The sequence below is a fragment of the Xenorhabdus sp. TH1 genome (assembly GCF_037260955.1).
GTDB lineage: Bacteria > Pseudomonadota > Gammaproteobacteria > Enterobacterales > Enterobacteriaceae > Xenorhabdus > Xenorhabdus griffiniae.
In genome coordinates this window covers 278,498-299,415 of sequence record NZ_CP147734.1, presented here as the reverse complement: position 1 = coordinate 299,415, position 20,918 = coordinate 278,498, and the positions used below count along the sequence as shown (strand labels likewise).

Below are 20,918 nucleotides of genomic sequence, written 5' to 3'. Positions count from 1 at the left end.
TTAATCAAATTTCATGCGGGCAGTTTTCAAATTGATGATGGCTAATGCCCCCACCAATAAGAAGATCAATGTTGCAATTGCGGCAGCCAGACCAAAATCCTGTCCACCACCACCTTCAAATGCGATACGGTAGGTGTAATTCACCAAAAGATCGGTATAACCCGCCGGTGTCGATGTACCAATATGATCAGGTTTACCATTAGTTAGCAGTTGAACCAGAACAAAGTTATTAAAATTAAAAGCAAAGCTGGCAATCATTAACGGAGTCAATGGCTTAATCAATAATGGAAAAGTAATTTTGGTGAAGTTCTGCCATGGCCCTGCACCATCAAGCGCCGATGCCTCATAAAGATCATCAGGAATAGATTTCAGCAACCCCATGCAAAGAATCATCATATAGGGATAGCCCAACCACATGTTTACAATAATCAACATAGTTCGAGCTAGTGTCGGATCTGTGAACCAGTCTGGTTTAAGACCAAACAACCCGTTTAGCACCAAATTAATTTCACCAAAACTCTGGTTAAATAATCCCTTAAAAATCAGAATGGAAATAAACGAGGGAACAGCATAGGGCAAAATAAGCAGTACACGGTAAATTGCTCGTCCTTTAAGCGCTTCCCACTGTACAATACAAGCGAGAATCATCCCCAATATTACCGTCAATACCACTGTCAGTAGGGAGAAAACCACGGTCCAGACAAAAATGGACAGGAAAGGTTTTTGGATACCTTCATCCTGTATCACCCGTAAGAAGTTTTTCCAACCAATAGAAACAGTAAATCCAGGGCTTAACGTTTCCTTATCCCATTCTCCTTTAGCATTAATGGATTGGTAGAACCCCGTATCCATATTCGGCTGGTATCTTATACCCGTTTGGTTATCGGTCAGCGTAACGCCATCTTCATCAAGGGAATAAAGAGGATTTATAGCAGAGAACTGACGCAAGGAACTCATTCTCAGTTTACTGCCATCAGGAAGAGCAACGACCAACTGGTTCAATGCCTGCCGATACTGAGTAATAGTACGCAATGTCGCAACATTGCCTTCAAATTTTTCCGCCTGCTCATGGAGAGGCAGAATAATTTCTTCCGTTCCCGCAAGAGAAAAAGGCTCAGAGATCAATACGTGAGTGCTATCGGGGGCGCTCAACGCCAAAACCCACTGTTCAGATACCGGATAGAGTTTAAAATTAAATGGCTCTCCACTCTGATAATGGCGGCTCATTAATACTGTTTGGGCACGTTCAAACGTCAATTGGTTGGTGCTGCTATAATTTGTAAAAGCAATAGCAATCGTACAAATAAGCGGAAATAGTATAAATATCCCTATTCCAGCAATTCCAGGGTAGGTATAGCGCCAAACATACGCCTTCCGGTTGGAAAAAACATAGATACCGCTTCCCAATAATACCAGTGTCACCATAGCAAACAGGTATTCTCCCTGTGCATACATCAGCACAACCAGATAACCTGTAAAAAGTAGGCAAAAACCTACAGCAAACCATTTCAGGGCAGGATGCTGCCACCATACTGTTTTTTCTAATGTCGCTGACATCTTGCACTTCCTGTTACCAACAACTGTGATTATCCAACACCTATCACAATAAGGGCGAAGGCTCCTCAAACTCAGGAGCCTGTCATTCGTTTATTTTGTCATTCTCGCTTCAGCATCATTGAGAGCAGCCTCTACTGTCTGACGCCCACTGATTGTGTTAAGAACAGCACTACGCATGGCGTACCAGAAGCTACTCATTTGGGAGATATTCGGCATAATTTCGCCGTTTTGGGCATTTGCCATCGTGGCAGCAATACGTGGATCTTTCGCCAGGATCTCCTGATAGGATTTCAAAGCCACAGCCCCCAACGGCTTATCTTTATCCATCGTTGCCAAACCTTCATTGGTAAGTAGATAATTTTCCAAAAATTCTTTCGCTAACTCTTTGTTAGGACTGGCCGCATTAATTCCCGCCGTTAAAATACCCACAAAAGGTTTGGAGGGCTTTCCTTTAAAGGTTGGTAATAGCGCAACGCCGTAATTGATCTTACTTTTATCAACATTCGCCCATGACCAGGGACCATTAATCGTCATTGCTGCTTTGCCCTTATTAAAGGCAGCTTCGGCGATGGAGTAATCGATATCAGCATTGAGGTGTTTATTTTTGACTAAATCAACCAGAAATGTCAGCCCCGCTTTAGAACCCGCATTATTCACTCCGCTGTCTTTAACATTATAAGTCCCGTTTTCTGCCTTGTAGGCATATCCACCATCAGCAGCAATCAGCGGCCAAGTAAAATACGGTTCCTGCAAATTGAACATAATTGCGCTTTTATTTTGCTTTTTCAGCTCATTATCTAAGGCAGGGATTTCTTCCCAAGTTTTGGGCGGAGATTTAATCAAGTCTTTATTGTAGATAAGAGAAAGAGCTTCAACTGCAACAGGGTATCCGACCAATTTTCCGTCATAACGAACGGCATCCCATGTAAAGGGAAATAGCTTATCAATAAATGACTTATCAGGCGTGATTTCAGCCACTAATCCTGACTGGGCATAGCCACCAAAGCGATCATGTGCCCAGAAAATAATATCCGGCCCATCTCCACTGGCTGCAATCTGGGTATATTTCTCTTCCAGCTTGTCAGGATGTTCGACAGTGACAGGAACTCCCGTTTCTTTTGCAAATTTCTCACCAACCTGTGCCAGTCCGTTATAACCTTTATCACCATTGATCCAAATAACCAACTTTCCTTCTTCCGGCTTTGCAAAAGCCGAAGCAGACAATACACATGTTGTTAGAACGGAAAGCATCAGGGTACGAGTCCCTACTTTTAAAATTTTCTTGGTCATCATTCCGCCTTTTTCATTTGTTAATTTAAGATAATTATCTTTGTTACATCGTGATAAAATGGCACCAGTGTGCAATCAATGTAAAAAAGACTCATCCTCCCCTGTTCTACGCCTCATACTGTATGAGTGTGAACTTGCTTACAAAAACAATTGAAATCAGAACCTTAATACCAAGACAGTGCCCTTTTTTGCGATTTAAATCACATCTTACTTGACAATTTTCTTCTTTCTTTCCCAATCACATTAAGCTCGTCCTCCTGACTCCTCCACCATCAAAAATTATGGAATGGAGGATTTTCGCGCTTGGTATTTTATACACAATCCAGCCATCAGTTTTCCATTAAGTTTCTCGCTGCAATAAATAGAAAACATAGAAAACGAAGACTCATAAGAAACGAACAGAAAACTGAGGCGGTAAATCCGAGGGAGGGAACAAATGTCTAGCATCACATTCCGCAATGTATCTAAATCATATGGTGAAACAGTCATCTCCAAAGATCTTAATCTTGATATTCAGGAAGGAGAATTCGTCGTTTTTGTCGGCCCATCAGGATGTGGGAAATCGACGTTGCTAAGGATGATCGCGGGGTTGGAAGACATTACGTCCGGTGATTTGCTGATAGACGGAAAGCGAATGAATGATGTTCCACCCGCCAAACGCAGTGTCGGCATGGTTTTTCAATCTTATGCGTTATATCCCCATCTCTCTGTTGCAGACAATATGTCCTTTGGTATGAAGCTGGCGGGTGTCAAAAAAAGCGATATCCAAAAGCGAGTGCAACAAGTGGCAGAAACTCTCCAGCTTGCCCATCTATTGGATCGCCGTCCCAAGGCGTTATCTGGCGGTCAACGCCAGCGAGTAGCCATTGGTCGAACACTTGTTGCTGAACCCAATATCTTTCTGCTGGATGAACCGCTTTCCAATTTGGATGCAGCTCTGCGTGTACAGATGAGAATTGAAATATCACGTCTACACAAGCGACTACAACGTACGATGGTCTATGTCACCCATGACCAAACCGAGGCCATGACTCTGGCAGATAAAATTGTCGTTCTGGATGGGGGCAATATTGCTCAGGTTGGTAAACCACTTGAAATTTATCACTATCCTGCCAACCGCTTTGTCGCGGGTTTCATTGGTTCACCGAAAATGAATTTCCTGCCAGTCAAAGTCTCAGCGATTGCTGTTGATCAGGTACAGATCATCCTGCCTAACGGTCAGCTCGTTTGGTTACCTGTTGAAAGTAAAGGGCTAACTGTCGGGAGTAATGTATCTTTGGGAATTCGCCCCGAACATCTTTTGCCTAATGATGTAGCTGATGTTACGTTAGAAGGGACAGTACAGATCGTGGAACAACTGGGGAACGAAACTCAGATTCACGTCCGCATACCTGCCATTCATCAAAATTTGATTTACCGCCAACCCGATGTTGTTCTCGTTAAAGAAGGTGCAGATTTCTCTATAGGACTCGCTCCCCACCGATGTCATCTTTTCCGTGAAGATGGAACTGCATGTCAGCGTTTACATAAAGAACCCGGAATCTAGATCCGCGGCCATAAAAAATAATAGGAGAATCATTATGCGTATATTGTCTCTCTCATTGGCTATGCTAACGACTGGTTTATTATCCACGCAAGCTATTGCTATTGACTTCCACGGCTATGCCCGTTCAGGAATTGGCTGGACTGGTAATGGTGGTGAGCAGAAATGTGCCAAAGTCACTGGTGCGCCAAGTAAATACCGTCTCGGTAACGAATGTGAAACCTACGCCGAACTTAAGTTAGGGCAAGAGTTATGGAAAGAAGGGAATAAAAGTTTCTACTTTGATACCAATTTAGCCTATTCCGTCAGCCAACAAAAAGACTGGGAAGATACCAAACCTGGTTTTCGTGAAGTCAACGTGAAAGCAACCAATATTATTGATTGGTTGCCTGGTTCAACACTGTGGGCGGGTAAACGTTTCTACCAGCGTCACGATGTACATATGATCGACTTCTATTACTGGGATATTTCCGGTCCTGGTGCAGGATTGGAAAATATTGACCTTGGGTTTGGTAAGCTTTCCTTCGCCGTAACCCGCAATACAGAAGAAGGCGGTTCATATGGGTGGATTGATGATAAACGCAAGGAAGCCCCAAACACTTCAAATGACATTTTTGATATACGGTTAGCCAACTTACCCGTTAATGCTGGCGGTACACTGGAACTTGGTATTGATTATGGACGTGCGAATACCCGTAAGGGATACCATCTTGATAAACAAGCACCTAAAGACGGTGTGATGCTGACTGCCGAACATACCCAAAGCCTGTTAGGTGGTTTCAACAAATTTGTCTTACAGTACGCAACCGACGCTATGACATCTAGCGGCAATGGCCGTGCCGAAGGTGCTAATGTGAATAATGACGGGCATATGCTGCGCGTTTTGAATCATGGTGCCATTAGTATCACCAAGAAATGGGATCTCATGTATGCCGCCATGTATCAAGACATTGACCTCGACAATAACAATGGCAACACATGGTACACCGTGGGTGTCCGTCCAATGTATAAGTGGACGCCAATAATGAGTACCTTAATGGAAGTCGGTTATGATCATGTGAAGTCACAACGAACCAAAGCAAATAATGATCAGTTCAAGATTACTTTGGCTCAACAGTGGCAAGCAGGTGATAGTATCTGGTCACGTCCGGCTATCCGTTTGTTTACTTCTTACTCCAAATGGAATGAAAAATGGGGTTATGATGGTAACATTGCCGCCAAAGATACAGCAGCCCATCGATTCAGTCGTGGGAACAAAGATGAGTTTACATTTGGCGCCCAATTTGAGGCTTGGTGGTAATGAAAAAGCAATTACTCTCACTTTGTCTCAGCGCCCTGCTCTGCAACTTAATTCCGGCGGGTTATGCTACATCAGATGCTGCACTGTCTGACACAGCTAAAGCTGGCATAGAGACAACCAACTCTGCCCCAACGTTGTCTTTGCCAACCTTGCAGAAATTACAGTGGCAGCCCATTAATACTCATAGCACACAGACTATTATTCTTGATAGCACATCACAGCAGCTTAATGATGGTCATATTCAGGGTGCGGTAGCCACATTTGCTTTACCGGCCAATCAGGGTTCATTGGAAATCACTCTGAACAGCCTGGTAAAAGATAAGCAGGTATACTCACCGAATGTTTTAGTTCTTGATGAACAACTCCACCCTGCCGCTTTCTATCCAAGCCACTACTTCCGCTATCAACAACCCAGTATTATGTCCACCGATAGGCTTGAAGGAGTGTTAAAGCTAACCCCAGCATTGGGACAACAACGCATCTATTTGCTGATTTACACCACTCGTTCTGATGTACAAGCTTCAACACAAATGGTTGATCCTGCTAAGGCTTATGCCAAAGGTGTCGGTAATTCTGTGCCAGATATTCCAGATCCGATCGCTCGCCATACAGCAACAGGTATACTGACGCTAAAAATGCAATCAGAAAACAATGCAGGCAATATCCTGATAGGCCAGGTATTTTCTTCACCTTCACCTAAACCCGTTACAGTTGGTTCAACACAAACAGTATCTGCATCGCCGATAAAAACAACCCCGGCTGATGCCCCAGTAGTTAAACCTGTACTGAACGATACCGAACAGTATTTCAATGACGCTATCAAAAGCGCTATTAACAATGGTGATGTTGATAAGGCATTGAAACTGTTAGATGAAGCAGAACGACTTGGTTCTTCAACCGCACGGGAAACTTTTATTAAGGCGATAAAAAACAAAAAATAAATTCATCAAATCATTATAGCGAGATATTAAACTTAAGAGCCTAAAGGAATAGGCTCTTAAAAGATACATTTATTATCCTTATTGGATAAATTTTCATTACATAGTATTATCAACATCATATTTACTTAAAGTAACCCATAATCCCTTTCTTATTCAGATAATTATTTATTTTTTCACGAAATTTATAAACCAAATAGATAAAAATTAGTAATAGCAAAATACTAAAAATAAACCGAGGTATTATGAATGAAAATATAATGCAAAATAAACCCCCTATGGAAAGTCATAAAATCACCCTTTCCTTCATGGTAATCTTAAATATCCACGCAAAAAACTTGATAGTGCACTTTATGATCCTATAAAAGATTTCCAATATTAATCCCAAGAAACCTATCACTTCTATCCTCAATGAAAAATATTATATTAAAATATTCTCTTGCTATTTAGCAATTACATGATTTTATATCCTATATTCAATTATTAAGCGATCGTAAAGGCGTTAAGTAGATTTATTAGCAATCATTTTTGCCATTTTCTCAATTGGATCTGTGCGCAATATATATAACCGTTTCAAAGAAAAGGGATTATCTCCCAATTTAACTTTTCCCTTTACCGTGGTAACAGCCAAATGAAATCCAGCTTGTTTAGCTGCTTTCATTGCCTTTAAATTATATCTACCAAAAGGATAAGAGAGATAAAACACATGCGGATTGAATTGCGATAATACCCGTTTGGAACGTTTGAAATCATACAGGATATTATGATATGACCGACTTAATAGTATGGGTTTTTGATTATTCTTGCTAAAACGATGCAAGAAATGGGTATGAGACTGAATATCAAATACATCTTGCATGGCATACAACTCTGGGAAACTCAAGAATTGCAAGGTATCCGGATCCCATTTCTGCGGGTGGCGTTTAATTCTGGATGAAATAATAAAGAGTGTAGCTTTCTGACCATTTTCTTTCAAAATGGGATAAGCATAACGATAAACGGATTTCAGCCCATCATCAAAGGTTAAACCAACCACTTTTGCCGGCAAGTTAATGGAGCCATTTAGGTAGCCTTCTAATTCATAGAATGAAATTGTGATATAACCTGCTCGCTTCAAATACGCCATCTGCTCACGAAAAGCAGTCAAGGATGTTGTTGTTGAGCTATGTAAAAAACGTTTAATATCTTTAAGAATATGATGGTAGGTTAATAAAGGAATACCATTATCCAGTTCAGCATCCCGATCACTAATGTAACCTAATCGATCACCCAAATTAATTTCGTACCAAGTATGATGGAAAGGATCTTGTAATTTATCTAAAACCGGATAGCGGAGATTTTCCCTCAAAACAGCAATTGGCTGGCTATCCGTATCAGGTGTGCTATAAACTTGAGCTGCCTTAATTATCATCAAGTTTTGGACTGCTTTTTTGTGAAAGAGATCAATGCTAAAGGGATCACTGGGGAATGCAGATTGCTTAATTTCCTTTAAATTTTCTTTAGCTATATAACCTCTTCCATTTCCGAAATGAAGCACATAGTGACCACTTTCTTCCCCTTCTTCTTCAGCAACTTTAAGGACTTGCCCTTTCTTGAATAAACCAACCTTAATGATATGCTCACCTACCCAAGAATAGATTTCACTCTCTTTAGTCACTTCCATGTAATGATAATGTGGAAAATCATGGTATTGCGATAAAGCCGGATTAGAAAAACATATCAAAAGTGCTAAGAAACCTTTTGTAAGAACATAAATAATTCGTCTCATTTTAATTTTCCATCCAAAAAAAATGCCCTCTACCAGGAGAGGGCATTTTACGACTAGCTATACTATATAGGGTATGCTATGCATCACGATTACTCGTTATCGCTGCTGCTACCAAAACCTGCATTCAACAATTCAGCAAGGTTTGCAGTGGCTTCGTCAACGCTAAACTGTGGCGCTTCAGCCACTTCATTTTCTTGACGACGACGGATGCGATCCTGATGGTAAGCATAACCTGTACCCGCAGGGATCAAGCGACCAACGATGACGTTCTCTTTCAGGCCACGCAGTTCATCACGTTTACCAGCAACAGCTGCTTCAGTCAGAACGCGGGTTGTTTCCTGGAACGACGCCGCAGAGATGAAGGATTCTGTTGCCAGTGATGCCTTGGTGATACCCAATAGGTCACGCTGGAAAAGAGCTGGTACTTTGCCATCCTGCTCCAGTTTGCGGTTCGAAACCTTAACGCGGGCGTATTCAACCTGCTCGCCCTCAAGGAATTCGGAACTACCCGCATTCGCAATGGTTGCTTTACGCAGCATCTGACGAACGATAACTTCAATGTGTTTATCGTTAATCTTAACGCCTTGCAGACGGTAAACTTCCTGTACTTCGTTAGTGATATAACGAGCAACAGCATGAACACCACGCAAGCGCAGAATGTCATGTGGAGATTCTGGACCATCGGAGATCACATCACCACGTTCAACAACCTCACCTTCGAACACGTTGAGCTGACGCCATTTAGGGATCATCTCTTCGTAAGGTTCACCACCATCCAGCGGAGTGATAACCAGACGGCGCTTACCTTTGGTTTCTTTACCGAAGGAAACAATACCGCTGATTTCTGCCAGGATAGCAGGCTCTTTCGGACGACGAGCTTCGAACAAGTCCGCAACGCGTGGCAGACCACCGGTGATATCTTTAGTACCGCCAGATTCCTGAGGAATACGCGCCAATGTATCACCCGCAGAGATGGACATACCATCTTCCAGCTGAACGATCGCTTTACCCGGCAGGAAGTACTGAGCAGGCATATCTGTACCTGGGATCAGAACGTCGTTACCCTGAGCGTCTACGATTTTCAGTGCCGGACGCAGGTCTTTACCGCTACCAGTACGTTCTGCACTATCCAGAACCACCAGTGAAGACAGGCCCGTCAGTTCATCCGTCTGACGGGTAATGGTTTGACCATCAACCATGTCATAGAACTGGATGATACCGGATACTTCACTCACGATTGGCATGGTGTGTGGATCCCAGTTTGCAACGGTTTCACCGCCAGCTACTGTCTCACCATCACCTTTCGTCAATACCGAGCCGTAAGGAACTTTATAGCTCTCTTTGGTACGACCGAAATCGTCGATCAGGCGCAATTCGGTATTACGAGAGGTAATAACCAGTTTGCTTGCTGAGTTCGTAACGAATTTCGCGTTGATCAGTTTCAGATGACCTTTGTTACGTACCTGAATGCTGGATTCTGCTGCCGCACGAGATGCCGCACCACCGATGTGGAACGTACGCATCGTCAACTGTGTACCTGGTTCACCGATTGACTGTGCTGCGATAACACCGATCGCTTCACCTTTGTTGATCAGGTGACCACGAGCAAGGTCACGGCCGTAACAGTTCGCACAAACACCAAAGTCAGTTTCACAACTTACTACGGAGCGTACTTTCACGCTGTCAACGGAGTTCTCTTCTAACAGATCACACCATTTTTCGTTCAGCAGCGTGTTACGTGGAACCAGAATGTCGGCTGTGCCTGGCTTCAGGATGTCTTCCGCCGCTACACGTCCCAATACACGTTCACGCAGTGGTTCTTTAACATCACCACCTTCGATAACTGGGGTCATCAGGATACCGTCGTGAGTACCACAGTCATCTTCAGTTACAACCAAGTCTTGAGCAACGTCAACCAGACGACGGGTCAGGTAACCGGAGTTCGCCGTTTTCAATGCGGTATCCGCAAGACCTTTACGAGCACCGTGGGTTGAGATGAAGTACTGGAGTACGTTCAGACCTTCACGGAAGTTCGCGGTAATTGGGGTTTCGATGATGGAGCCATCTGGCGTTGCCATCAGACCACGCATACCCGCCAACTGACGGATCTGAGCCGCAGAACCACGCGCACCGGAGTCGGCCATCATAAAGATGTTGTTGAAGGAAACCTGTTGTTCTTCTTCACCGTTACGGTTAATCACTGTTTCAGAAGACAGGTTTTCCATCATCGCCTTAGCAACACGTTCGTTCGCCGCAGCCCAAATATCGATAACTTTGTTATAACGTTCGCCAGCAGTTACCAGACCTGACTGGAACTGTTCCTGAATTTCGGCCACTTCCGCTTCTGCTTCCGCGATGATGCCTTCTTTCTTCTCAGGAATAACCATGTCGTCAATACCTACGGATACCCCTGAACGAGCAGCGTAAGCAAAACCGGTATACATGGTCTGGTCAGCCAAAATAACGGTTGGCTTCAAACCCAGTATGCGGTAACAGGTATTTAGCATCTTGGAGATAGCTTTTTTACCCAGTGGCTGGTTAATCAATGAGTATGGCAAGCCACGCGGTACAATCATCCACAGGATGGCACGGCCAATGGTCGTATCAACCAATCCTGTATTGACAGTGACATTACCTTCACCGTCTTTCACTTCTTCTGTGATACGAACTTTGACACGGGCGTGCAGAGAAGCCAGACCTGCGCGGTATACGCGTTCTGCTTCTTTAGGACCAGTCAGAACCATGCCTTCGCCTTTCGCGTTAACACAGTCACGGGTCATGTAGTACAAACCCAATACAACGTCCTGAGATGGAACGATGATAGGTTCACCGCTCGCTGGAGACAGGATGTTGTTGGTAGACATCATCAACGCACGCGCTTCCAACTGAGCTTCCAGTGTTAACGGTACGTGAACAGCCATCTGGTCACCGTCGAAGTCGGCGTTATATGCCGCACACACGAGTGGGTGCAACTGAATAGCTTTACCTTCGATCAGAACGGGTTCAAATGCCTGAATACCCAAACGGTGGAGGGTAGGTGCACGGTTCAACAGAACAGGGTGCTCACGGATGACTTCATCCAGGATATCCCATACCACCGCTTCTTCACGCTCAACCATTTTCTTGGCGGCTTTGATAGTCGTCGCCAGGCCACGCAGTTCCAGTTTGCCGTAAATAAATGGCTTAAACAGCTCCAGTGCCATCTTCTTAGGCAGACCACACTGATGCAGACGCAGATATGGACCTACGGTAATAACCGAACGACCTGAGTAGTCAACACGTTTACCCAGCAAGTTCTGACGGAAACGACCCTGTTTACCCTTGATCATGTCTGCCAGGGATTTCAGAGGGCGCTTATTGGAACCGGTAATTGCCCGACCGCGACGGCCGTTGTCCAGCAGCGCATCAACCGCTTCCTGCAACATACGTTTTTCGTTACGTACGATGATATCTGGCGCGGCCAGATCCAACAGGCGCTTCAAACGGTTGTTACGGTTAATCACGCGACGATACAGATCGTTCAGGTCTGAAGTTGCGAAACGGCCGCCATCCAGTGGAACCAGTGGACGCAAATCCGGTGGCAGAACTGGCAGAACGGTCAGAACCATCCACTCTGGTTTGTTGCCAGACTGAATGAACGCTTCCAGCAGCTTAATACGCTTGGTCAGCTTCTTACGCTTGGTTTCAGAGTTGGTTTCGTTCAGTTCTTCGCGCAAGGTTTCACATTCGTTTTCCAGATCGATGCTTTTCAGCAAAGCCTGGATAGCTTCTGCACCCATTTTTGCGTCAAATTCATCACCGAACTCTTCCAGTGCATCCAGATACTGTTCTTCAGTCAGGATTTGTCCACGCTCAAGGCTGGTCATCCCCCCTTCAACAACCACATAGGATTCGAAGTACAGTACGCGTTCAATATCGCGCAGAGGCATATCCAGCAATAAGCCGATGCGGGATGGCAGAGATTTCAGGAACCAAATGTGAGCGGTTGGAGATGCCAGTTCAATGTGACCCATACGATCACGACGAACTTTAGTCTGGGTTACTTCAACGCCACATTTCTCACAAATCACACCACGGTGTTTCAAACGCTTGTATTTACCACACAAGCATTCGTAATCTTTTACTGGCCCGAAAATACGCGCACAGAAAAGACCGTCACGCTCAGGCTTGAACGTACGGTAGTTAATAGTTTCCGGCTTTTTTACTTCCCCGAATGACCACGAACGGATCATATCTGGAGAGGCCAGAGCAATTTTGATCGCATCAAACTCTTCGGTCTTGGTTTGCGCTTTCAGAAACTTCAATAAGTCTTTCACGAAATGGCTCCTGTCGGAGTTAGACCTGTTAGGTGAGTGGCCCATGCCACTCCCCTCTATAACCAGTATAACCACTGGCCGGTAAGCCGCCCGACATTCTTATATCGGGCAGTACCAGCGGGAAAACGATTTATTCGTCTTCCAGCTCGATGTTGATACCCAACGAACGGATTTCTTTCAGCAATACATTGAAAGATTCCGGCATGCCAGGTTCCATCTGGTGGTTACCATCCACGATGTTTTTATACATCTTGGTTCGACCGTTAACATCGTCGGATTTAACGGTGAGCATTTCTTGCAGGGTGTACGCCGCACCGTATGCTTCCAATGCCCACACTTCCATCTCACCGAAACGCTGTCCACCGAACTGTGCCTTACCACCCAGCGGTTGCTGAGTCACCAGGCTGTAAGAGCCGGTAGAACGGGCGTGCATCTTGTCATCAACCAAGTGGTTCAATTTCAGCATGTACATGTAACCAACGGTTACCTGACGCTCGAATTGTTCACCTGTACGGCCGTCGAACAGCGTGATCTGACCGGAAGTCGGCAAGCCACCCAGTTTCAACAACTCTTTGATTTCGGTCTCTTTTGCACCGTCAAAGACAGGTGTTGCGATCGGCATACCTTTTCTCAAGTTTTCTGCCAGACGCATCACTTCTTCATCGGTGAAGGTACTCAAGTCAACTTTCTGACGGGTATCATCACCCAGATCATACGCTTTCTGGATAAATTCACGCAGCTTGGCAACTTCTTGTTGCTGTTTCAGCATTGCATTGATCTTGTCACCAATGCCTTTCGCCGCCATACCTAAGTGAGTTTCCAGAATCTGACCGATGTTCATACGTGATGGTACGCCCAGCGGGTTCAGGACGATGTCCACTGGTGTGCCGTTTTCATCGTAAGGCATGTCTTCGATCGGGTTGATCTTGGAGATAACACCTTTGTTACCGTGACGACCTGCCATCTTGTCACCAGGCTGGATCTGACGTTTCACCGCCAGGTACACTTTGACAATTTTCAGCACACCTGGTGCCAGATCGTCACCCTGAGTGATCTTACGGCGTTTAGCATCCAGTTTTTTCTCGAACTCTACTTTCAGTTCGTCATACTGTTCTGCCAACTGCTCCAACTGATTTTGTTTTTCTTCATCAGCCAGACCCAGCTCCAACCAACGCGCACGAGGAAGTTTGCTGAGTTTTTCCGCTTCAACACCACCGGCAACCAATACAGAGTGGATACGCGCAAACAAGCCAGCTTCGAAAATTTGCAGTTCTTCGGTCAGGTCTTTCTTAGCCTCACGCAACTGCATCTCTTCGATTTCCAACGCACGCTTGTCTTTTTCTACACCATCACGGGTAAAGACTTGTACGTCGATAACAGTACCAGAAACACCGTTTGGTACACGCAGTGAGGAATCTTTCACATCAGACGCTTTCTCACCGAAGATCGCACGCAACAGTTTTTCTTCTGGAGTCAGCTGAGTTTCACCTTTCGGTGTCACTTTACCAACCAGAATGTCGCCACCTTTCACTTCCGCACCGATATAAACGATACCGGATTCGTCCAGTTTAGACAGCGCAGCTTCACCCACGTTAGGGATGTCAGCCGTAATCTCTTCAGGCCCCAGTTTAGTGTCACGAGACACACAAGCCAGTTCTTGAATGTGAATAGTGGTGAAACGGTCTTCCTGAACAACACGCTCAGAGACGAGGATGGAGTCCTCGAAGTTATAACCATTCCAAGGCATGAACGCCACACGCATGTTCTGGCCCAGAGCCAGTTCACCCAAGTCAGTGGATGGACCATCAGCCAGCACGTCACCGCGTTCTACCAGTTCACCCAAAGAAACACATGGTGTCTGGTTGATACAGGTGTTTTGGTTTGAACGGGTATACTTGGTCAGGTTATAGATATCAATGCCCGCTTCACCTGCGTACATTTCATCTTCGTTAACCTTGATAACGATACGAGATGCGTCAACGTACTGAACCACACCGCCGCGTTTAGCCACAGAGGTTACACCGGAGTCAACCGCTACCGCACGCTCCATACCTGTTCCGACCAGCGGCTTATCAGCGCGCAGAGTTGGAACCGCCTGACGTTGCATGTTCGCACCCATCAATGCACGGTTGGCGTCATCGTGTTCAAGGAATGGGATCAGAGAAGCACCGACGGACACGATCTGTTGTGTCGAAACGTCCATGTACTGAACCTGATCACGGTTGAACAAGCTGGATTCATCGTAATGACGGCAAGTAACCAATTCTTCAACAAAATGGCCTTCTTCATCCAATACGGTGTTCGCCTGAGCAATAACGTAGTTACCTTCTTCGATTGCAGACAGGTAGTGGATTTCATCAGTCACCACGCCGTCACGAACTAAGCGGTAAGGGGTTTCCAGGAAACCATACTCATTGGTACGCGCATAAACGGACAATGAGTTAATCAAACCGATGTTTGGACCTTCAGGCGTTTCGATTGGACATACACGGCCGTAGTGAGTTGGGTGTACGTCTCGAACTTCAAAGCCTGCACGCTCACGGGTCAGACCACCTGGACCTAACGCAGAAATACGGCGTTTATGGGTGATTTCAGACAGTGGGTTGTTCTGATCCATGAACTGAGATAACTGGCTCGAACCAAAGAACTCTTTCACCGCCGCAGAAATTGGTTTGGCGTTGATCATGTCCTGTGGCATCAGGGTATCCAGATCGCCCAGAGACAAACGCTCTTTCACTGCACGTTCTACACGAACCAGGCCAACACGGAACTGGTTTTCAGCCATTTCACCAACGGAACGGATACGACGGTTGCCCAAGTGGTCGATATCGTCGACTTCACCTTTACCGTTACGGATATCGATGAGCTTCTTCATCACGTCAATGATGTCTTCTTTGCTCAGGATACCGGAACCTTCAACCTCTTCACGATCCAGTGAACGGTTGAACTTCATACGACCAACCGCAGACAGATCATAACGATCTTCAGAGAAGAACAAGTTCTCAAACAGGTTTTCTGCGGCTTCACGTGTTGGTGGCTCACCCGGACGCATCATGCGATAGATTTCAACCAATGCGCTCAGGCGATCATTGGTTGGGTCAACACGCAGAGTTTCGGAAATATAAGCACCGTGGTCCAGATCATTGGTGAACAGGGTCTCGATAGATTTGTAACCAGCCTGGCTTAAACGCGCCAGCAGATCCAAAGAGAGTTCCATGTTAGCCGCACAGATGATTTCACCTGTGTTCTGGTCGATGTAATCTTTTGCTACAACTTTACCCGCGATGTATTCAACAGGCACCTCAATACGGTCTACCTGCTCTTTTTCTAACTGGCGGATATGACGAGCAGTGATACGGCGGCCTTTTTCAACATAAACCTTGCCGTTTGCTTCGATATCAAATGAAGCTGTCTCGCCACGCAGACGTTCTGGAATCAGGATCATCTGCAATTTATTGTCGCGAATTTCGAAAACGGTTTTTTTGAAGAACAGATTCAGGATGTCTTCAGAAGAATAATCCATCGCACGCAGAATAATCGAAGCCGGCAACTTACGGCGGCGGTCGATACGCACAAACAGGTTATCTTTTGGATCAAATTCGAAATCTAACCACGAACCGCGGTAAGGAATGATACGTGCATTATACAGTACCTTACCGGATGAATGGGTTTTACCCTTATCGCTGTCAAAGAAAACGCCTGGGCTACGATGCAACTGAGATACGATAACGCGCTCAGTACCGTTGATAACGAAAGTCCCGTTATCAGTCATGAGTGGAATTTCACCCATGTAGACTTCTTGTTCTTTGATGTCCTTAACTGTACCTTCTGGCGCTTCGCGCTCATAGATCACCAGACGCAACTTAACACGCAGAGGTGCGGAGAAAGTCACGCCACGGATCTGACACTCTTTGACATCAAAGACAGGTTCGCCAAGACGATAGCTTACATATTGCAGCTCTGAATTGCCGCTGTAGCTCTGAATTGGAAACACTGAACGGAAGGCCGCTTCCAGTCCATTTTGGCCTTCAGGATCTTGCTCGATAAACTTCTGGAACGAGTCAAGTTGGATAGAAAGAAGGTATGGAACATCCAAAACTTGTGGACGTTTACCAAAATCCTTACGAATACGTTTTTTCTCGGTATAGGAGTAAACCATAGGGTTCCTCAGCTCGCTGATAAGTGACCCACTCTGTCCGCCCTTAAGGACAGCACTCTGCAACACTATTTTTTCGAACAGAAAACAGAATATTTTCCGTAATACCCATTACTATTACTCTTAAATCATTTCATTGCGTTACCTTTACTACCGAGCTACCCGAGTGGATCGTAGCTGAGAACGCAGTATATTAAGTCGTCAATAGGAAGAAGTATTTTGGGTTTATTAGCAGCCAAACAGTGTGAAATGCTACTAACTCCCTATTAATGCCTTTCAGGCAAATCTGGTTTTCAGATAATGCCCTTACAGCGCAAAAAGGCTGGCGATTAAAAAACCGCCAGCCGCCAGCCTTAAAAAATCAGGCTGCGAACTTCAAACAGATCTTACTTGATCTCAACAGAAGCACCTGCTTCTTCCAGAGATTTTTTCAGAGCTTCAGCGTCTTCTTTGCTGATGCCTTCTTTCAGAGCTGCTGGTGCGCTTTCAACCAGGTCTTTCGCTTCTTTCAGACCCAGGCCAGTTGCGCCACGTACTGCTTTGATTACAGCAACTTTGTTAGCGCCAGCGCCAGTCAGGATTACGTCGAATTCAGTTTTTTCTTCAACGGCTTCAGCAGCACCACCAACTACAGCTACAGCTGCAGCAGCAGAAACGCCGAATTTTTCTTCCATCATGCTGATCAGTTCAACAACGTCCATTACAGACATTTCTGCAACTGCGTCCAGAATTTGTTCTTTAGTGATAGACATAACAAGTGTTCCTAAAATTCAGAAAAAATTTATACGTTAAAAAGCAACGAAGGAAATAAGCAATTAAGCAGCTTCTTTCTGATCGCGTAGCGCAGCCAGAGTGCGAACCAGTTTGCCTGCAGCGGCTTCTTTCATGGTTGACATCAGGCGTGCGATTGCTTCTTCGTAAGTTGGGAGTGTTGCCAGGCGATCGATGTTGCTCGCTGGGATAAACTCACCTTCAAAGGCTGCTGCTTTAATCTCGAATGCTGGGTTCGCTTTCGCGAAATCTTTGAACAGACGAGCAGCTGCGCCCGGATGTTCGTTAGAAAAAGCAATCAAGGTTGGACCAACAAACGCTTCTTTCAGGCACTCAAATTCAGTACCTTCAACAGCACGGCGCATCAGAGTGTTACGAACAACACGCATATAAACGCCAGCTTCGCGACCTGCTTTACGCAGTTCAGTCATTTTATCTACGGTAACGCCGCGAGAATCCGCAACAACCGCAGACAGCGCGCCTTTGGCTACTTCGCTGACTTCAGCAACAATCGCTTGTTTGTCTTGAAGATTTAGTGCCATTAGCTTCTTGCTCCTGGATTAACCGGGCAAACCCGGGACTCACTTCACTCAAAACACCAAATGTGCCTGAGCGCTGAAACACGGTGAGCAGAATCCAGAAAATAAATTTCATTTGGCTCTGTCACCGTCTACGCAGGATATTAAGTAATTACTTACGCCTGCGGTCTTGGACGGGGCTTGGATGAGGCCAAGCTCCAACCGAAAACTTGTTATTTGCCGATACTGCCTTATTTTTCGAAAGCTGTGTGTTATAAAACACACTGATCAGGCAAATTTGAAGCGTCAGATTTTAGACAAATCTGACGCTAAGGTAAAGCGTTATTCTCAGCTTAAATCATTAAGCTGCTGATGCGTTCAGACTAGACTGGTCGATCGCAACACCTGCACCCATGGTAGTAGACAGGCTAACTTTCTTAACGTAAACGCCTTTAGCAGAAGATGGTTTTGCTTTTTTCAGCGCAACCAGCAGAGCTTCCAGGTTTTCTTTCAGTTTGTCAGCGTCGAAGTCAACTTTACCGATAGTGGTGTGGATGATACCGTTCTTGTCGTTACGGTAACGAACCTGACCCGCTTTAGCGTTCTGTACAGCTTCAGCAACGTTAGGAGTTACAGTACCTACTTTCGGGTTTGGCATCAGACCGCGTGGGCCCAGGATTTGACCCAGTTGGCCAACAACGCGCATTGCATCTGGAGATGCGATAACAACGTCGAAATCCATCTCGCCTTTCTTAACCAGTTCAGCCAGATCTTCCATACCTACCAGTTCTGCGCCAGCAGCTTTAGCCGCTTCAGCGTTTGCACCCTGAGTAAATACAGCAACACGTACTGAACGGCCAGTACCGTGTGGCAGTACAGTCGCACCACGAACGTTCTGGTCAGATTTACGAGCATCAATGCCAAGATTAACAGCTACGTCAACGCTTTCTACGAATTTGGCAGTCGCCAGTTCTTTCAGCAAAGTAACAGCTTCGTTGATGTCATATTGTTTAGTTGCATCAACTTTTTCACGGATAGTGCGCATGCGCTTGGTCAGTTTAGCCATTGATTAACCCTCCACTACCAGGCCCATGGAACGAGCAGTACCTTCGATTGAACGCATCATCGCGTCAACGTCAGCACCAGTCATGTCCGCAGCTTTAGTTTCAGCAATTTCACGAATCTGAGCGCTGGTTACTTTACCAACTTTATCTTTGTTCGGTTTGCCAGAACCAGATTTAATGCCTGCTGCTTTTTTCAGCAGAACAGCCGCTGGTGGGGTTTTGGTAACGAAAGTGAAAGAACGGTCTGCGTAAACAGTAATAACAACTGGAATTGGCAAGCCTTTCTCAATGCTTTCAGTTTTAGCATTGAATGCCTTACAGAATTCCATGATGTTAACACCCTGCTGACCCAAAGCTGGACCAACTGGTGGGCTTGGGTTAGCCATACCCGCTGCAACTTGCAGCTTAACGTAGGCTTGTACTTTCTTAGCCATTTATTTTTCCTCTATGCGGGTCTTATCGCCTCAAAATGAGGCTCCCCTGACGATTCGAACCCCGTCTATTAAAGACCAGGTCACTAAAAACTTTAACTAACCTAATATTATCTAAGTATCATCTAAAAATGATGCTTGGATAAAAACAAAAGGCGCGAAATTGTATGCTAATTTCACACCCTTTGCAAGCATAAACGCTTACTTAATCACCAGATTAGACTTTCTCTACCTGGCTGAAATCCAGCTCAACAGGCGTAGCACGACCAAAGATAGAAACCGATACTTTCAAGCGGCTCTTCTCGTAATCGACTTCTTCTACCACACCATTGAAGTCTGCAAACGGGCCATCGCTGACTCGAACCATTTCGCCTGGTTCGAACAGAGTTTTTGGCCGTGGTTTATCACCAACCTGTTGAAGACGATTCATGATCGCATCAACTTCTTTATCGCTGATTGGTGCTGGGCGGTCAGAGGTGCCACCGATAAAACCCATTACGCGAGGTACACTACGAACCAAATGCCAAGTCGCATCGTTCATTACCATTTGTACCAAGACATAGCCAGGGAAGAATTTACGCTCGCTTTTACGGCGCTGACCACTGCGGATCTCAACAACTTCTTCTGTCGGCACCATCACTTCGCCAAAAAAATCTTCCATCTCTTGTAATTTGATATGTTCACGCAGAGATTGAGCGACGCGACCTTCAAACCCAGAAAATGCCTGGATGACATACCAACGCTTTTTTGGGGACTCAGACATTTTTTAAAACCTCAGGCCTGTAATAAATGAAACTAAACGCACCAGAATACCATCAAGCCCCCACAAAATAAGAGACATGACAGCCGTTACAGCTGCAACAATTAAAGTCGTATGCAGTGCTTCCTGGCGAGTTGGCCAAATGACTTTACGCATTTCAATGCGGGCTTCACGGGCAAAGGCTAATGCAGCTTTACCTTTTACAGTCCACAATGCAACTGCTCCTGCAAGGGCAACAATAGCAACCACGGCTATCGCGCGCAGAGGCAGGTTATACTCTCGGTAATAGTAATTACCCACAATAGCAACCACCAGTAGCACTGCCACCAATAGCCATTTTGCTATATCAAGACCACGCCCGCTTTCTTGAGCATCGCTATTCGCACTCATAAACCAACCTGTAACTATATGTAAGTAACTATGATGTAAATAGATAGCCAGCTTGCCTCGCAAGAGCAAAACAAATCAGACCGAACCCAAAGATAATTGTAATTGTATCTGACTCG

Annotated in this window: 14 protein-coding genes; 3 read left to right on the top strand and 11 right to left on the bottom strand. The window is 45.3% G+C overall.

All coding sequences use genetic code 11. The features are described 5' to 3' along the window. Complete coding sequence (gene malF, locus WDV74_RS01305) at nucleotides 1–1,557, bottom strand: maltose ABC transporter permease MalF (RefSeq protein WP_338884147.1); 1,557 nt, start codon at nucleotides 1,555–1,557, stop codon at nucleotides 1–3. 90 nt (nucleotides 1,558–1,647) lie between these two features. Next, on the bottom strand, nucleotides 1,648–2,847 hold the full coding sequence (malE, locus tag WDV74_RS01300) for a maltose/maltodextrin ABC transporter substrate-binding protein MalE (protein WP_338884146.1): 1,200 nt from the start codon (nucleotides 2,845–2,847) through the stop codon (nucleotides 1,648–1,650). A gap of 436 nt (nucleotides 2,848–3,283) precedes the next feature. Between malE and malK the strand changes: the two genes are divergently transcribed. Genes malK through malM form a run of 3 tightly spaced genes read left to right on the top strand, consistent with a single transcriptional unit; the run spans nucleotide 3,284 to nucleotide 6,631 of the window. Further along, nucleotides 3,284–4,393, top strand: coding sequence for a maltose/maltodextrin ABC transporter ATP-binding protein MalK (gene malK / locus WDV74_RS01295; protein ID WP_338884145.1), 1,110 nt, complete (start codon nucleotides 3,284–3,286; stop codon nucleotides 4,391–4,393). Between the two features lie 34 nt (nucleotides 4,394–4,427). After that, the gene (locus tag WDV74_RS01290; protein ID WP_338884144.1) at nucleotides 4,428–5,690 is read left to right on the top strand and encodes a maltoporin; all 1,263 of its coding nucleotides are present in this window, start codon (nucleotides 4,428–4,430) and stop codon (nucleotides 5,688–5,690) included. Beyond that, entirely contained in the window at nucleotides 5,690–6,631 is a 942-nt protein-coding gene (gene malM / locus WDV74_RS01285) for a maltose operon protein MalM (RefSeq protein ID WP_338884143.1), read from the top strand. The genes WDV74_RS01290 and malM overlap by 1 nt, the downstream gene beginning before the upstream one ends. Before the next feature lie 499 nt (nucleotides 6,632–7,130). Here the strand turns inward: malM and WDV74_RS01280 are convergent, their stop codons facing one another. The 9 genes from WDV74_RS01280 to secE form a co-directional block, all read right to left on the bottom strand. Next, nucleotides 7,131–8,291, bottom strand: coding sequence for a polysaccharide deacetylase family protein (locus WDV74_RS01280; RefSeq protein WP_338885508.1), 1,161 nt, complete (start codon nucleotides 8,289–8,291; stop codon nucleotides 7,131–7,133). Nucleotides 8,292–8,485: 194 nt separating this feature from the next. Continuing rightward, nucleotides 8,486–12,712: a DNA-directed RNA polymerase subunit beta' gene (gene rpoC / locus WDV74_RS01275; RefSeq protein ID WP_338884141.1), complete on the bottom strand. Its 4,227-nt coding sequence runs from the start codon at nucleotides 12,710–12,712 to the stop codon at nucleotides 8,486–8,488. A gap of 130 nt (nucleotides 12,713–12,842) precedes the next feature. Continuing rightward, complete coding sequence (rpoB, locus tag WDV74_RS01270) at nucleotides 12,843–16,871, bottom strand: DNA-directed RNA polymerase subunit beta (RefSeq protein WP_273570628.1); 4,029 nt, start codon at nucleotides 16,869–16,871, stop codon at nucleotides 12,843–12,845. Nucleotides 16,872–17,254: 383 nt separating this feature from the next. Continuing rightward, entirely contained in the window at nucleotides 17,255–17,620 is a 366-nt protein-coding gene (gene rplL / locus WDV74_RS01265; protein ID WP_189759073.1) for a 50S ribosomal protein L7/L12, read from the bottom strand. 63 nt (nucleotides 17,621–17,683) lie between these two features. Further along, nucleotides 17,684–18,181, bottom strand: coding sequence for a 50S ribosomal protein L10 (gene rplJ, locus WDV74_RS01260; protein WP_074020846.1), 498 nt, complete (start codon nucleotides 18,179–18,181; stop codon nucleotides 17,684–17,686). 337 nt (nucleotides 18,182–18,518) lie between these two features. Next, nucleotides 18,519–19,223 carry a 50S ribosomal protein L1 gene (rplA, locus tag WDV74_RS01255; RefSeq protein ID WP_189759072.1) on the bottom strand — a complete coding sequence of 235 codons (705 nt, stop codon included), beginning with the start codon at nucleotides 19,221–19,223 and terminating at the stop codon, nucleotides 18,519–18,521. A 3-nt stretch (nucleotides 19,224–19,226) separates the two neighbouring features. Then, the gene (rplK, locus tag WDV74_RS01250) at nucleotides 19,227–19,655 is read right to left on the bottom strand and encodes a 50S ribosomal protein L11 (RefSeq protein WP_047684958.1); all 429 of its coding nucleotides are present in this window, start codon (nucleotides 19,653–19,655) and stop codon (nucleotides 19,227–19,229) included. Between the two features lie 214 nt (nucleotides 19,656–19,869). Next, a complete protein-coding gene (gene nusG / locus WDV74_RS01245) occupies nucleotides 19,870–20,415 on the bottom strand; it encodes a transcription termination/antitermination protein NusG (RefSeq protein ID WP_189759071.1) in 546 nt (181 codons plus the stop codon). A gap of 3 nt (nucleotides 20,416–20,418) precedes the next feature. Next, nucleotides 20,419–20,802 carry a preprotein translocase subunit SecE gene (gene secE, locus WDV74_RS01240; RefSeq protein WP_074020841.1) on the bottom strand — a complete coding sequence of 128 codons (384 nt, stop codon included), beginning with the start codon at nucleotides 20,800–20,802 and terminating at the stop codon, nucleotides 20,419–20,421. Nucleotides 20,803–20,918 lie beyond the last annotated feature (116 nt).

Excerpts from the sequence above, each read along its gene's own strand:
- malF (WP_338884147.1), bottom strand. The coding sequence starts at position 1,557 with ATGTCAGCGACATTAGAAAAAACAGTATGGTGGCAGCATCCTGCCCTG.
- malE (WP_338884146.1), bottom strand. The coding sequence starts at position 2,847 with ATGACCAAGAAAATTTTAAAAGTAGGGACTCGTACCCTGATGCTTTCC.
- malK (WP_338884145.1), top strand. The coding sequence starts at position 3,284 with ATGTCTAGCATCACATTCCGCAATGTATCTAAATCATATGGTGAAACA.
- WDV74_RS01290 (WP_338884144.1), top strand. The coding sequence starts at position 4,428 with ATGCGTATATTGTCTCTCTCATTGGCTATGCTAACGACTGGTTTATTA.
- malM (WP_338884143.1), top strand. The coding sequence starts at position 5,690 with ATGAAAAAGCAATTACTCTCACTTTGTCTCAGCGCCCTGCTCTGCAAC.
- WDV74_RS01280 (WP_338885508.1), bottom strand. The coding sequence starts at position 8,291 with ATGGAAGTGACTAAAGAGAGTGAAATCTATTCTTGGGTAGGTGAGCAT.
- rpoB (WP_273570628.1), bottom strand. The coding sequence starts at position 16,871 with ATGGTTTACTCCTATACCGAGAAAAAACGTATTCGTAAGGATTTTGGT.
- rplL (WP_189759073.1), bottom strand. The coding sequence starts at position 17,620 with ATGTCTATCACTAAAGAACAAATTCTGGACGCAGTTGCAGAAATGTCT.
- rplJ (WP_074020846.1), bottom strand. The coding sequence starts at position 18,181 with ATGGCACTAAATCTTCAAGACAAACAAGCGATTGTTGCTGAAGTCAGC.
- rplA (WP_189759072.1), bottom strand. The coding sequence starts at position 19,223 with ATGGCTAAACTGACCAAGCGCATGCGCACTATCCGTGAAAAAGTTGAT.
- rplK (WP_047684958.1), bottom strand. The coding sequence starts at position 19,655 with ATGGCTAAGAAAGTACAAGCCTACGTTAAGCTGCAAGTTGCAGCGGGT.
- nusG (WP_189759071.1), bottom strand. The coding sequence starts at position 20,415 with ATGTCTGAGTCCCCAAAAAAGCGTTGGTATGTCATCCAGGCATTTTCT.
- secE (WP_074020841.1), bottom strand. The coding sequence starts at position 20,802 with ATGAGTGCGAATAGCGATGCTCAAGAAAGCGGGCGTGGTCTTGATATA.